The 13707-nt window shown below is 72.2% G+C and carries 10 protein-coding genes; 5 read left to right on the forward strand and 5 right to left on the reverse strand.

The window, feature by feature from the left end; all coding sequences use genetic code 11:
* The 3 genes from VKN16_11485 to VKN16_11495 all read left to right on the forward strand — a co-directional run.
* Positions 1 to 2124, forward strand: a 2124-nt coding sequence (locus VKN16_11485; GenBank protein ID HME94826.1) for a fimbria/pilus outer membrane usher protein, incomplete at its 5' end; no start/stop codon positions are given.
* An 11-nt stretch (positions 2125 to 2135) separates the two neighbouring features.
* On the forward strand, positions 2136 to 2594 hold the full coding sequence (locus VKN16_11490) for a spore coat U domain-containing protein (GenBank protein ID HME94827.1): 459 nt from the start codon (positions 2136 to 2138) through the stop codon (positions 2592 to 2594).
* Between the two features lie 213 nt (positions 2595 to 2807).
* Positions 2808 to 3167 carry a hypothetical protein gene (locus VKN16_11495; GenBank protein ID HME94828.1) on the forward strand — a complete coding sequence of 120 codons (360 nt, stop codon included), beginning with the start codon at positions 2808 to 2810 and terminating at the stop codon, positions 3165 to 3167.
* Here the strand turns inward: VKN16_11495 and hemG are convergent.
* The 3 genes from hemG to hemE are packed head-to-tail and all read right to left on the reverse strand — an operon-like array spanning position 3157 to position 6535.
* Positions 3157 to 4578: a protoporphyrinogen oxidase gene (gene hemG, locus VKN16_11500; GenBank protein HME94829.1), complete on the reverse strand. Its 1422-nt coding sequence runs from the start codon at positions 4576 to 4578 to the stop codon at positions 3157 to 3159. The genes VKN16_11495 and hemG overlap by 11 nt on opposite strands.
* Positions 4575 to 5492: a ferrochelatase gene (gene hemH, locus VKN16_11505; protein HME94830.1), complete on the reverse strand. Its 918-nt coding sequence runs from the start codon at positions 5490 to 5492 to the stop codon at positions 4575 to 4577. Before hemH ends, hemG begins: the two co-directional genes overlap by 4 nt.
* A 5-nt stretch (positions 5493 to 5497) precedes the next feature.
* Positions 5498 to 6535, reverse strand: coding sequence for a uroporphyrinogen decarboxylase (gene hemE, locus VKN16_11510; protein ID HME94831.1), 1038 nt, complete (start codon positions 6533 to 6535; stop codon positions 5498 to 5500).
* A 77-nt stretch (positions 6536 to 6612) separates the two neighbouring features.
* On the opposite strand from hemE, the gene VKN16_11515 reads away from it, so the two are divergent.
* Positions 6613 to 8286, forward strand: a complete 1674-nt coding sequence (locus VKN16_11515) for a thiamine pyrophosphate-binding protein (GenBank protein ID HME94832.1) — start codon at positions 6613 to 6615, stop codon at positions 8284 to 8286.
* Positions 8287 to 8323: 37 nt separating this feature from the next.
* Here VKN16_11515 and VKN16_11520 read toward each other — a convergent pair whose 3' ends face one another.
* Together VKN16_11520 and VKN16_11525 are read right to left on the reverse strand one after the other, a co-directional pair.
* Positions 8324 to 9313 carry an ABC transporter substrate-binding protein gene (locus VKN16_11520; protein HME94833.1) on the reverse strand — a complete coding sequence of 330 codons (990 nt, stop codon included), beginning with the start codon at positions 9311 to 9313 and terminating at the stop codon, positions 8324 to 8326.
* A 25-nt stretch (positions 9314 to 9338) separates the two neighbouring features.
* Positions 9339 to 12389, reverse strand: coding sequence for a CHASE domain-containing protein (locus tag VKN16_11525; GenBank protein HME94834.1), 3051 nt, complete (start codon positions 12387 to 12389; stop codon positions 9339 to 9341).
* A 179-nt stretch (positions 12390 to 12568) separates the two neighbouring features.
* On the opposite strand from VKN16_11525, the gene VKN16_11530 reads away from it, so the two are divergent.
* Positions 12569 to 13699 carry a citrate/2-methylcitrate synthase gene (locus tag VKN16_11530; GenBank protein HME94835.1) on the forward strand — a complete coding sequence of 377 codons (1131 nt, stop codon included), beginning with the start codon at positions 12569 to 12571 and terminating at the stop codon, positions 13697 to 13699.
* The last annotated feature ends 8 nt before the right edge of the window (positions 13700 to 13707 follow it).

A 13707-nucleotide genomic window follows, 5' to 3' on the forward strand; every position in this document is an offset into this window, starting at 1 on the left:
CCCTACGTCGGCGTGATGTACGTCTCGCTCGCCTCGCTGGCCCCCGCGGTGGGCTACGAGCTCGACGAGCGGGCGCTGGTCCTCCGCGTGACCACCGCGCCCGCGCTCCTGAGCACCAACGTGCAGGACTTCCTGCAGGCCCGCCCGGAGGGATTGATCTACACGACGGACACCTCGGCGTTTCTCAACACCTCGCTGACCGGCATCGACTTCGAGCGCTTCACCTGGACGGGAGAGGGCGGTCTCAGCATCCGCAATACCCTGCTGTACGGCACCGCGTTCCGCGACGAGGACGGCATCTTCTCCCGCGGCCTCACCAACTTCACGGTCGACGATCGGGAGCGGCTGATCCGCTACGTGATCGGCGATCGCTTCGACGCCACCGGGCCGCTGGGTGGGGCCAACCTCGTGGGCGGCTTCAGCGTCTCGCGCGAGTTCTCGCTCGACCCCTACTTCGTGCGGTTCCCCACCGTCGGCCTGTCCGGCGCGGTTCTCACGCGGTCGACCGCCGACGTCTACATCAACGGCCAGCTGGTCAAGCGGGAAGTCCTGCCCCCGGGCCCGTTCGAGCTGCGGAACCTGCCCGCCACCGTCGGCGCCGGGAACGCCGAGATCGTGCTGCGCGACGCCTTCGGCCGCCAGCAAGTCATCGCGTCGCCCTACTACTTCACCTCGAACCTGCTCAGCGCCGGGCTCCAGGAGTTCAGCTACACCATGGGGTTTCGCCGCGACACCGACGCGGCCGGGCTCGGCGACTACGGCTCCTGGGCCCTGATGGCCCGGCATCGGATCGGCGTGACCAACGATCTCTCGGCGGGCGGCCGGCTCGAGGCGGCCGACGACCTCGTCTCGGGTGGTCCACTGGTGACGATGCGCCTGCCCATCGGTGGCGAGGTCGAGCTGACCGCGGCGGGCAGCCGCAGCGAGGGCGACAACGGCTGGGCCGCCGGCGTGGCCTACAACTACACCATGCCGTTCTTCAGCGTGGGCTGGGCGCTTCGCGGCTTCAGCGATCGCTACGCGACGACCAGCCTCGATCCGTCGGAGGACCGGCCGACCCTCGAAGCCACCACGCTGGTGGGATTCCCGGTGACGTCCCGGGCCACGGTCACCTTGCAGTACAGCCACACCAACTTCCGCGACACCAAGCCGACCGAGCTCGTGTCCGGCTCGGTCAGCCTGCGGCTGACCAACCGCGCGAACTTCTTCGTCACCACCGCCTATACCCGGCAGCCGGGTGCCAAGCCCGACACCACCGTCTTCACCGGGCTCACCGTCTACCTGGGCGATCGCACCACCGCGAGCGTCTCCAACCAGGTGAGCCGACACCAGAACATCTCCGATCTCGAGGTGCAGCGCTCCCTGCCCCTGGGTGAGGGATTCGGCTACCGCGTCTCGGCTGCGCGCGTGGAGCAGGACCGCCCACAGGTCAACGGTCGCAGCGGCGGCAGCGACGTGGAGTTCCAGGGGCTGGCCGACGCGCAGTACCAGGGCCGGTTCGGCTTCTACGAGGCCGCGTACGAGCGCACCGGCAGCCGCAACTCCTCGACGCTGACCGGCGCCTTCGGCCTGGTGGCCATCGCCGGCGGCGTGCACCTGAGCCGGCCGGTGCAGGACGGGTACGCGCTGATCAACGTGCCGGACCTGCCCGGCGTGCGCGGCTCGCTGAACAACCAGGAGGTCGGCCGCACCGACTCGCGCGGCCAGCTGCTCGTCCCGAACCTCCTGCCTTACTACGGCAACCGGCTGAGCATCGCCGACCAGGACATCCCGGTGGACTACCGGATCGAGACGACCGACCGGCTGGTGGGACCGCCGGTGAAGGGCGGCTCGGTGGTGACCTTCCCGGCGCAGCGCGTGCAGGCCGTGGTCGGCGCACTGATCGTGGAGATCGACGGCCGCCCGGTGACGCCGGCCTACGGGCAGCTCACGGTCACCGCGGACGGCCGCACCTACGAGTCGCCGATCGGCCGCGACGGTGAGTTCTACCTGGAAAATCTGCCGCGCGGGCGATACCCGGCGGTCATCGATCACAAGGACGCGACGTGCCGCTTCACCCTCGAGACGCCGGCCTCCACCGCCTCGATGGTCGACGTGGGCACGGTGCGCTGCGTCGCCCGATGAAAGGACGGCCCATGACCATCACGAGACTCGCTACGATCGTGCTCGCCGCGAGCGCCGCGCTGATGCCGCTCGCCGCCGAGGCGGCCTGCACCGTCAACACCACCAACGTCGCCTTCGGCGCCTACAACGTCTTCACCGCCACCCCCGACGACGCCACCGGCCGCGTGCGGCTCCGGTGCACCGGCACGCGTCCGCCCTCGGTCACGGTCCATCTCGACAAGGGCGGCGCCCCCGGCTTCACCCCGCGTCAGATGCGGAAGGGCACCGAGACGCTCGACTACAACCTGTACCAGGACTCGACCCGCACCGTCATCTGGGGCGACGGCACCGGCGGGAGCCAGACCGTCGTGCAGCCCAGCCCGCCGCTGAACACGAACATCGACGTGACGGTGTACGGGCGCATCCCGGCGGGCCAGGACGTGAGCTCGGGCGCCTATTCGGCCACGGTGACCGCGACCATCTTCTTCTAGCCCGGTATGGCGGGCGCGCCATGAGCATGGGGCGCCGCCCCTAGCATCCGCGCCCGCCCCCTCGGCCCGGGCCGGCGCCAGCGCCGCATTCCCTGGTCCGCTCGGCCGAATCGCCCCGCATCCACGGCCGTCCTCGCTGGTACCGCTCTTGCCCCCTCCAGTCCTGTGGCGCATAATTCGGAGCCGCGCGACGGCGCAGGAGGGAGCGGGCGAATGGGTGTGGCGGGTCGGGTCGGGGGACTGATCGCGACGCTGCTGCTCGTCTCGCCCGCCCTGGTGTGGGCCGGATCCGCGCAAGGATTGCTCAGCGTGGCCGCGGTCGTTCCCGCGCGCTGCGCGGTCCGGATGCCGGGCTCGCTCGAGCTGAGCGCAGCGGCCGCGAGCCTGCCGCGCGAGACGGTCACCATGCGCTGCACCAAGGGCACGCTGCCGCCCGGCGGCGTGGCCGGCGCCCGAGGGCCGCGGATCAGTCGCCACCTCATCCTCGCAACCCCTCCCGCCCCGCGCCCGCTCGCCGAGACCTCCCCGTCGGGGCTTGCCGGGCCCCGGCTGGTGATCACGGTCAACTTCTAGGCTCGCCCGCTCCCGCTCCCAGCAGCGCAGCCGCCGCCGCCTCGCCCGACCGCACGCAGTCCGCGATGCCGACCCCTCGATAGGCGCCCCCGGCGAGACACAGGCCGGGTAGCCGGGCCACCGCCTGCTCGATGGCTTCCGCGCGAGCGGCGTGGCCCACGTGGTACTGCGGCATCGAGCGCGGGTAGCGCACGACGCGCGTGAAGAGCGGCTCGCCCGTGACGGCCAGCAGACCCGCCACCTCGCGTCGCGCGGTGGCGGCGAGGGTCGCGTCATCGGCGTGAAGCGCCGCCTCATTCAGCGCCCCGCCCAGAAACACGCGCAGGAGCGCGTGCTCGGCGGGCGCGCGCCCGGGATATTTCACGCTGGAGAACGAGCAGGCGATGATCGGGCGCCGCTCGATCTGCGGCACCACGAAGCCGAATCCATCGAGCAGATGCCCGATGTCCCGGCGCCGGTAGGCGAGAGTCACGGTGGCCGACGAGGCGTACGGGATCCCGTCGAGCAGGTGGGCGAGGCCCGGATCGACGTAGCGCAGGAGCCGCGCGGACTGATGCGACTCCGGCGCCAGGATCAGCGCGTCGGCCTCGACGGCGGTCCCGCTCGCGGTGGCGAGCCGCCAGCCCGAGCCCTCGCGCGCGACGCCGGTGACCGGCTCCTTCAGGCGCACCGCGCCCGGGGGCAGCCGTGTGGCCAGCGCGCGGATCAGCTCCTCCATGCCGTCGGCCAGGGTCACGAACAGCGACCAGCGCGCGCCGCTCACCCCGTCCCCCCGCGCCGGCGTCCTCCGCGCGGCCCGCCAGAGCGCCAGGATCACGCTGCGATCGCGGCGCTCCATCTCGAGGAAGCGCGGCATGGTCGCGGCCAGCGACAGCTCGTCCGGGTCCGCGGTGTAGATGCCGGCGACCAGCGGCTGGGCGACGCGCTGCAGCGCCTCGCGCCCGAGGCGCCGGCGGACGAACGAGCCGAGGCTCTCGTCGGGATCGGATCCCCGCGGCAGGACCAGGTCCAGCGCCATCCGCAGCTTGCCGGGCCACGAGAAGAGCCGCGAGGCCACGAACGGGCCGAGGCGCGTCGGAGCCAGCAGCTGGAAGCCGTCCGGCAGCGGGTGGAGGTGGCCGCGAAAGACCACGTAGGTCCGGCGGAAGCGGTCGTCGGTCCGCAGAAGTCGCTGCTCCAGCCCGAGGCGGCGGCAGAGATCGAGCGCCCACGGCTTCTCGGAGAGGAACGAATCGGGACCGCACTCCACGAGGAAGCCATCGCGATGCTCGGTCTGGATCGTGCCGCCGAGCCGCTCCGCCGCCTCCAGCACCGTCAGGTCGAGCGGCCGGCCGCGCTCGCGCGCCACCTCCACCGCTCGGTGCGCGGCGGCGAGGCCGCTGATGCCGCCGCCGACGACCACCAGCTTCACGTGGCGGCCCCGCGGCGGACGAGATCGGCCAGCATGGCCACGAAGGCAGGGTGGTCGTTGGCCGCGGCGGCACGGTGGAAGTCGACGCCGCACGACGCGGCCACCGCGCGCGCTTCGACGTCGAGATCGTAGAGCACCTCCACGTGATCGCAGACGAAGCCGACGGGGATCACGACCACGTCGCGCGCGCCCTCGGCGGCGAGCCGTCGGATGACGTCGCCCACGTCGGGCTCGAGCCACGGGTCGCGCGGCGAGCCGCTGCGGCTCTGGTAGGCGAGCGACCAGCCGGTGCGGCCGAGACGCGCGGCGATCAGGCCGGCCGCGCGCGCCAGATGCTCGGCGTAGGGCGAGCCGGCCGCCATGGCCACCGGCACGCTGTGCGCGGTGAAGACGAGCCGCGCGTCGGACTGCCGCCGCGACGGGATCGCGTCGAGCGCGGCGCGCGCGCGATCGGCCATCGCCTCGATGAAGAGGGGCTGGGCGCCCCACGTCGGCGCGTAGACCACCTCGGGCGCGTCGGGACCCACTTTCTCGCGGGCCGCGGTCACGTCCTGCACGTAGCGATCCCACGAGACCTCCGTCTGCAGCGACGAGAGGATGATGCCGAGCGCGCACCGGACCCCGCGGTCCTTCATCTCGGCCAGCGCCTCGTGCAGGAATGGATGCCAGTTCCGCATGCCGACCCAGACCGGCAGCGGGCGGCCCTCGGCCGCGAGCGCGCCGCGGAGGGCCTCGGCCTGGCGCCGGGTGAGCGCGTTGAGCGGCGAGCGCCCGCCGATCGCCTCGTAGTGCTGGGCGACCTCCTCGAGGCGCTCGGGCGGGATGCGGCGGCCCTCGGTCACGATCTGGAGGAAGGGGCGGATGTCCTCGGGCCGCTCCGGGCCGCCGAAGGCGACGAGCAGCACCGCGTCCATCGCGCTCACCGGGCGGACATGTCGTGGACCATGTCCACGAGCGCCTTCACGTGCTCCACCGGCGTCTCCTTGTGAATGCCGTGGCCCAGGTTGAAGACGTGGCCCGGGCGGCCGGCCGCGGCCTGGAGAATCTCCCGGGCGGCCCGCCGGATCGCGTCGGGGCCGGCCAGCAGCACCGCCGGATCCAGGTTGCCCTGCACCGCGACGTCGTGGCCGAGTTGCTCCCAGGCCGCGCCCAGATCCACGCGCCAGTCGAGCCCGATGACGTCGCCGCCCGCCCCCTTCATCAGCGGCAACAGTCCCGCGGTGCCGACGCCGAAATGGATGACCGGCACGCCCGGCCGCAGCGCCTGGATCGCCCGGCGCGAGTAGGGCTCCACGAACTGGCGGTAATCCGAGGGCGAGAGCGCGCCGACCCACGAATCGAAGAGCTGCACGGCCTGGACGCCGGCCTCGATCTGTCCGTTCAGGTACGCGCCGGTGATGTCGGCGAGACGGGTCATCAGGGCCGCCCACGCCTCCGGCTCCTCGCGCATGAGGGCCTTGGTGAGCAGGAACTCGCGCGACGGGCCGCCCTCGACCAGGTACGAGGCCAGCGTGAACGGGGCGCCCGCGAAGCCGATGAGCGGCACGCGGTCCGCGAGGGCCTTGCGCACGCGCGCCACCGTGTCGAACACGAAGCCGACCGCGTCGTCGACGTCCACCGCGGGCAGCGCGCGCACCGCCGCCGCGCTCCGCACCGGCCGGGCCATGCGGGGGCCGTCGCCGGCGGTGAACTCGAGGCCCACCCCGAGCGGCTCCAGCACGAGCAGGATGTCGGCGAAGAGGATCGCCGCGTCCACCCCGAGGCGCTCGACCGGCTGCAGCGTCACCTCGGCCGCGGCCTCGGGATGCTTGCACAGCTCGAGGAATCCCATGCGCGCCCGCACCGCGCGGTACTCCGGCATGTAGCGGCCCGCCTGCCGCATGAGCCAGATCGGCGTGAACGACGTGGGGCGACGGTGACACGCCTGGAGAAACGTGGAGGAAACTGCCGGCGGCATGCTGCCCCGAGCCTACAGGCGGGGTCTGGCGCAGTCAAGGAAGCGGGGCTATCATCCGCCGCGAGGAGGCTCCCACCATGTCCTTTCTCTCCGGCAAGCAGGCGTTCCTTCAGATCCTGAAGGACGAGGGTGTCGACACCATGTTCGGCAACCCCGGCACCACCGAGCTTCCGCTGATGGACGGCCTCGTGCGCGAGCCGGGGATTCGCTACGTCCTGGCCCTGCAGGAGGCGGTGGCGATCAGCATGGCCGACGGCTACGCGCAGGCCAGCGGCAAGCTCGGCGTGGTCAACGTCCACACCTCGCCGGGGCTGGGCAACGCGATGGGCATGCTCTACGACGCCTACGAGGCGGGCACGCCGCTGCTGGTCACCGCGGGACAGCACGACCAGGCCATGAACCTGACCGAGCCCATCCTGTGGTCGGATCTGCCGCCGGTGGCCCGGCCCTACGTGAAGTGGTCGCACGAGATCACGCGACTGGAGGACCTGCCCCGCGCGGTGCGCCGCGCGGTGAAGACCGCGATGGCGCATCCGACCGGGCCGGTGTTCATCTCGCTGCCGGTCGACGTGCTCAACGCCGAGCGCGATCTGGACCTGCTGCAATCCACGCGGGTCGCCCCGCGCATCCGCGGCGATCGCGCCGCGATCGAGGCGGCCGCCGACCTGCTGGTGAAGGCCACGCGGCCGGTCCTCGTGTCGGGCGACGCGGTGGCCCACGGCGACGCGCTCGCCGAGATGGCGCAGCTGGCCGAGGTGCTCGGCGCCCCGGTGTACACCGAGTGCGTGCCGTCCACCTGCTCGTTCCCGTTCACCCACCCGCTCTATCACGGTCCGTTCCCGCGGCTCGGTCAGCCGATCCGCCAGATGCTGATGCAGCACGACCTGCTGTTCTCGGTGGGCGGCGATCTCTTCACCCTCTCGCTGCCCTCGGACGTGGAGCCGATGCCGGAGGGCCTGCCCCTGATCCATCTCGATCTCGATCCCTGGGAGATCGGCAAGAACTATCCCGCGCAGGTCGCCATCCAGGGCGATCCCAAGGCGACGCTGCCCGAGCTGGTCGAGGCCCTGAAGCGGCGACTCGGCCCCTCGCAGGTCAAGGCGGTGAGCGCCCGGATCGAGCAGCTGCGGGTGGCGCAGGAGGCGCGGCGCGACGCGCTCCGGCAGGAGGCGGCCGCTCAGGCCGATCGCGTGCCGATCAGCCCGCTCGCGCTGGTGGGCGCGGTCGCGGGCGCGGTGCCCGACGAGGCCATCATCGTCGACGAGACCATCTCCTCGAGCCTCGGCGTGCGCGAGCTGCTGCGCGCCCGCGACCATCGCGGCTTCTACGGCCTGCGCGGCGGTGGCATCGGCTGGGGCCTGCCCGCCTCGCTCGGCGTCAAGCTGGCCCAGCCCGATCGGCCGGTGATCGCGCTGGTGGGCGACGGCAGCGCGATGTACACGATCCAGTCGCTCTGGTCGGCGGCGCACGACTCGATCGCGGTGGTGTTCGTGATCTTCAACAACCAGTCCTACCGCATCCTCAAGCAGCGCACCCTCGCGCTGAAGGGCTTCTCGGCCGAGGACGACACCTACGTGGCGATGGACCTGGTGAAACCGGGCCTCGACTACGTGGGCCTGGCGAAAGCCCAGGGGGTGCCGGGCGAGCTGGTGGACAAGACCTCGGGAGTGGCCGCGGCGATCAAGCGCGGGATGGCCTCGGGCGGGCCGTATCTCGTCGACGTCCGGATCGACGGCGCGCTGCGCGGCTGAGCCGGCGGCGCGCCGACCAGGCGACTCGCGCGGCTCGCTACTGGATCACCTGATCCGCGCGCACCAGCATGGACTGGGGCATCGTCAGACCGAGCGCCCTGGCCGTCTTCAGGTTGACCACGAGCTCGAACTTCTCCGGACGCTGAACCGGAAGGTCAGCCGGCCGCGCTCCGCGGAGGATCGGGACAACGTACTGGGTCGCCGCGCGTCGAAACGCGTCCGGCTGGTTGGGCCCGTATGCCATCAGAAGCCCGAACGCCGGGAAGTTGGTGAACAGGGTGATCCCGGGCAACCGGTGCTTGAGGGCCAAGTGGGAAATGCGCGCGCGATGAATCGAGAGCAGTGGCGAGGTCAGCATGATGAGGCAATCCGCGCGCTCGCGGGCGGCTGCTTCGAACGCCTCGGCCAAATCCTCTGCGCGCCGCACCCCGAGTGATCTGATCGCCAGCCCCTTCACGCGTGCCGCCTCTTGAGTGGTCTCGAACTGGGACCGCCCGATCGTCTCGTCCCAGAGAACGGCCACGCGCGAGCCGGCCGGCACGGCTTCCTTCAAGAGCTCGAGCAGCTTGCCGGTCATCTCGGGCTGATCGAGGAACAACCCGGTCACGTTACCGCCGGGCCGGGCGATGCTTGCGATCCAGCCGCGCGCCACCGGATCGGTCTCGTAGTCGAGCGCGACCACGATCGGTACGCGGTCGGTCGCGTCGCGGGCCGCCTGGGTCGCGTACGGGTTCGACGTGACCAGGACGTCCACCGGCAACGCGACCAGATCGCGCGCGATCGCCTTGAATCGATCGAGCTTGCCCTCTGCGTACCGGGCTTCGACGCGAACGTTCGTTCCTCGGGCGTAGTCGGCTTCCTGTAGCCCCGTCAGGAAGGCGCCGACCGACGCGCGGTCCGCCGCGTCACTCGGGACGCCTGGGCGAAGCAGGGCGATCGTCGGCGTCCCCGCCACCGGCTGCGCGGCGGCGAACCGCCGGGCGAGCAGCCCGCTGGCCAGGCCGCCGACGAAGACGCGCCGATGCATCAGATCGCGAGCGGCCGCCGGGGGCTCACCCGGTCTCGGCGTCCGCGGTGGAGAGCAGCTCCCGCACCCGATCGGCCAGCGTTTCGGGGGCGAAGGGCTTGGCCAGGAACGCGGAGTGCTCGCTCGCGAACGCGGCGCGCGCGGAGGCGTCCTGCACGTAGCCCGACATGTACAGCACCGGGAGCGCGCGTCGCAGGGCGCGCAGGCGCTCGGCCAGGTCGCGGCCGGACATCCCCGGCATCACCATGTCCGTCACCAGGAGGTGGATGTCGCCCGAGTGATGCCGCACCATCTCGATCGCGGACGGGCCGTCGGCCGCGTCGAGCACGCGGTAGCCCACGCGCTCCAGGATCTCGGTGGCGAACTCGAGCACCTCCGGCTCGTCGTCCACCACCAGCACGGTGCGCGAGGTCGTCCGCACGCGGCGGCCCGGCTCCGCGGGCGGCGCCGCCGGCATCGCCTCCTCCACCCGTGGCAGGTAGATGGTGAAGGTGGTGCCGCGACCCAGCTCGCTGTCCACGCGGATCCGGCCGTGGCTCTGCTCGACGATGCCGTAGACGGTCGACAGGCCGAGCCCGGTCCCCTTCCCTTGCTCCTTGGTGGTGAAGAACGGCTCGAAGATGTGCTCGGCGGTCTCGAGGCTCATGCCGGTGCCGGTGTCGGTGACGGTGAGCGCGACGTACCGGCCGGCGGGCAGGCTGGCCGGGCCGAGCGGCATGGCCCCGCGGATCTCCACGTCGCGCACCGCGACCGTGATCCGCCCGCCGCCCGGCATCGCGTCGCGCGCGTTGACCGCGAGGTTCATGAGCACCTGCTGCATCTGGCTCGGATCGACCTTCACGCGCCCGGTGCCTTCCGTCGGCAGCACCGACAGCTCGACGTCCTCGCCGATCATCCGCTGCAGCATGGGCGCCAGCTCCGCCATCAGCGGCCCCAGCTCGAGCACGCGCGGCTGGACCACCTGCTTGCGGCTGAACGCGAGCAGCTGGCTCGTCAAGGCCACCGCTCGCTGCGACGTCTTCTGGATCAGCGCGACCTCCCGGTACATCGGCTCGTCCGGCTTGAGCCGGCTCAGCAGGATGTGGGCCCGGCCGCCGATCACGGTGAGCAGGTTGTTGAAGTCGTGGGCCACCCCGCCCGCGAGGCGGCCGATCGCCTCCATCTTCTGCGACTGCTGCAGCTGCATCTCGAGGCTCGCCCGCGCCGCCTCGGCCTGCTTCTGCGCGGTCAGATCCCGGATGTAGGCGTTGAACGCGGGCCGCTCGTCCGAGCCCGCCCGCGTCACGGTCAGCTCGACCGGAAACTCGCGGCCGTCAGCGCGGAGCGCGCTCACCTCGAGCCGTCCCCCGATGACCACCGTCTCGCCGGTGGTCAGGTAGCGCGCGAGGCCCCGGCGATGGGCCTCGCGGAACGAGGGCGGCACGATGACCCCGGCGAGCTCGAGCCCGAGGACGTCGGCGCGCGCGTGGCCGAACATGCGCTCCGCCGCCGGATTGAACTCGGTGATGCGGCCCTCGTGATCCATGCCCACGAAGGCGTCCATCGCCGACTCCAGCACCGCACGATGCCGCGCCTCGCTCTCGCGCAGCACCACCTCCGCGCGCTTCCGCTCCGACACGTCGAGCATGCTCCCGACCATGCGGACCGGCCGCGCGTTGCCGTTCCGGACCGGCCGGCCCCGATCCAGGATGTCGAGGTAGCGGCCGTCGCGCGCGCGGAAGCGGTACTCGGCCACGAAATCGCGATCGGCGGCCCGCGCCGCCGCCAATTGCGCCTCGACGCGCGGCCGGTCGTCGGGATGCACGCGTTCCAGCCACCACTCGCCGGTGGCTGCGACCTCGTCCCGCTCATAGCCGCACATCTCGCGGAGGCCGTGCGTCCAGCTGAGGGTCCCGCCGGCCAGGCTCCGCTCGTAGATCGCCGAGCTCACCGCGGAGGCGGCCAGCTCGAAGCGTTCGTTGGCGTGGCGCAGCCGCCGCTCCGCCGCCTGCACCTCCGCGCCGAGGCGGCGAGCCCGGAGGAGCGCGCGCGACTGCAGCAGCGCGATCGCGAATGCAAGGACGGAGATCAGCAGGCCGCTGCCGAGCACCGAGTACGGCACCAGCCGCCCGGGAGCGGAATGAAACGGCGGCCTCGTGGTCAGGCGAAGCGTCCACGTGCGTCCGCCGAAGGACAGCGGCACCGTGCCGCTCAGCTCCCGGGCGGAGTCCGCCGGGTGCAGATCGGCATCGCGATCGGAGAGCAGCCGGCCGGACGAGGGCGGCTCCGCGTCGTAGATCGCCACGCTCACCCGCTCGGAGAGCGTCGACCCGAGCAGCGCCCGCATCATCGCGTCGGGGCGGAACGCCATGGCCACGAATCCGGTGAGGGCCTGGCGCCGCGCCTCGCCCGCCGCGGGCACCCGGCCGTCGCGGTAGACCGGCACGAAGATCAGGAAGTCGGAGGCGCCGCCGAGCCCGGCCGGGCGGTCGCTCATCGCGGGCTGGCCGCTGTCCCGCGCTCGCTCCATCGCGGCCTGGCTCTCGGGCCACGCGGCGAGGTCCAGCCCCAGCACGTCGTCCTCGAATCCGGCAGCCGGCTCCACGAACGCGACCGGGTGAGACTCGGGTCGGGGCGAGGCCGGATGGATCTCGTATCCCGGCAGCCCGCCCTCGCGCATGGCCAGCTCGTGCCGCGTGCGGGCCACGGCCGGCACCCGCGGCGCCCAGGCGAGGCCGCGGATGTCCGGGTAGCGCGCCGGGAGGTCCAGCGCGGTGACGTAGGCGCTGAAGCCGGCGCGATCGACCGTCGGGCGGTCCGCGAAGAGCGCTCGCACGCCGAGCAGGATCAGGACGTACGCGTCGAGCCGCCGATCGATGGCCTCGCGGCTCACCGCTACGATGCGGTCGAATCGGTCCTGCTCGTCGGCGCGCACCGTCTCGCCGGCGTACCGCCACGCCGCGAAGGTCAGCAGCAGGGTGCAGGCCAGCACGCCCAGGGCGGGCGCGGCTCTCCGGAGCGCGTCGACGAGCGATGCGGAGGCGCGGCTCGCGGCGGGCGCCGAAGCCTCGGGCCGGCTCGACTCGACTGGACTCATGGCTCCTCGGTGTCCCGCGCGCGTCGGCGTCCACGGCGGGCGCCCAGATTGTACTCGGTCGCGCGTGGCACTCCAATGCTCTTGCGCTGTGCCGGGGGGCGGTATACCGTTCGACTGCGTCGTGACGGCGGCCGCGCGCCGTCGTGCGCGGGCACTCGCCGTTCCGACAGGAGCCAACGATGACCGAGGGGAGCCAGCTCATCCGGGGTCTGGAGGGAGTGGTCGCGGCCGAGACCCGCCTGTGCGACCTCGACGGCAAGAACGGCCGCCTCGCCTACGGCGGCTACGACATCGAGGACCTCGCGCGCCGGGCGACCTTCGAGGAAGTCTGCTACCTCCTCTGGCACGACGAGCTGCCCACCCGCGTGCAGCTCGATCGGTTCCAGGTGGAGCTGGCCGCGGTGCGGACGATTCCCGACGAGCTGGTGCGGATGTACGGCCTGATGCCGCGCGACACCGACCCGATGCGCGTGCTGCAGGCCTCGGTCGCGGTGCTCGGGATGCACGATCCCGACGCCACCGACAACTCGCGCCCGGCCAACCAGCGCAAGGCCATCCGCCTCACCAGCCAGTTCGCCACCGCGATCTGCGCCCATCACCGCGTGCGCACCGGCAAGCCGCCGGTGCCGCCCGCCCCTGAGCTCTCGCTGGCCGCGAACTTCCTCTACATGCTCACCGGCAGCAAGCCGACCGCGGTGACCGCCCGCGCCTTCGACGCGAGCCTCACCCTCTACGCCGAGCACGAGCTGAACGCCTCCACCTTCACCACCCGGGTGATCGCGGCCACGCTCTCCGACATGCACTCGGCGGTGGCCGGCGGGGTGGGCGCGCTGAAGGGCACGCTGCACGGCGGCGCCGGCGAGGCGGTGATGCGCACGCTGCTCGAGGTGGCCCGGCTCGACAACGTGGACGCGTTCGTGGACCGGGCGCTGGCCGAGAAGCGCCGGCTGATGGGCTTCGGTCACCGCGTCTACACCGCGGGCGACCCGCGCGCCGCCATCTTGAAGGGCATGGCGGAGGAGGCCTGTCGTCAGTCCGGCCAGGCCCTCTGGTACGACCTGGCGGTGGCGCTGCACGCGAAGATCAACGCGGCCAAGCGGCTCATCCCCAATGTCGACTTCTACTCGGCGCCGCTCTTCTACTCGATCGGCATCCCGGTGGATCTCTTCACTCCGGTCATCGCCACCGCCCGCATCGCGGGCTGGACCGCGAACCTGCTCGAGCAGTACGACGACAACCGCCTGATCCGCCCCCGCGCCGACTACAAGGGCCACGCGCGGCGTCCGTTCGTGGCCACGGACAAGCGGTAGCATGAGGC

Source organism: Candidatus Methylomirabilota bacterium (assembly GCA_035315345.1).
In the GTDB taxonomy this organism is placed as follows: domain Bacteria; phylum Methylomirabilota; class Methylomirabilia; order Rokubacteriales; family CSP1-6; genus CAMLFJ01.

Bases quoted from the DNA above. Each gene is read 5' to 3' on its own strand.
- VKN16_11490 (HME94827.1), top strand. From the start codon at position 2,136: ATGACCATCACGAGACTCGCTACGATCGTGCTCGCCGCGAGCGCCGCG.
- VKN16_11495 (HME94828.1), top strand. From the start codon at position 2,808: ATGGGTGTGGCGGGTCGGGTCGGGGGACTGATCGCGACGCTGCTGCTC.
- hemH (HME94830.1), bottom strand. From the start codon at position 5,492: ATGGACGCGGTGCTGCTCGTCGCCTTCGGCGGCCCGGAGCGGCCCGAG.
- hemE (HME94831.1), bottom strand. From the start codon at position 6,535: ATGCCGCCGGCAGTTTCCTCCACGTTTCTCCAGGCGTGTCACCGTCGC.
- VKN16_11515 (HME94832.1), top strand. From the start codon at position 6,613: ATGTCCTTTCTCTCCGGCAAGCAGGCGTTCCTTCAGATCCTGAAGGAC.
- VKN16_11520 (HME94833.1), bottom strand. From the start codon at position 9,313: ATGCATCGGCGCGTCTTCGTCGGCGGCCTGGCCAGCGGGCTGCTCGCC.
- VKN16_11525 (HME94834.1), bottom strand. From the start codon at position 12,389: ATGAGTCCAGTCGAGTCGAGCCGGCCCGAGGCTTCGGCGCCCGCCGCG.
- VKN16_11530 (HME94835.1), top strand. From the start codon at position 12,569: ATGACCGAGGGGAGCCAGCTCATCCGGGGTCTGGAGGGAGTGGTCGCG.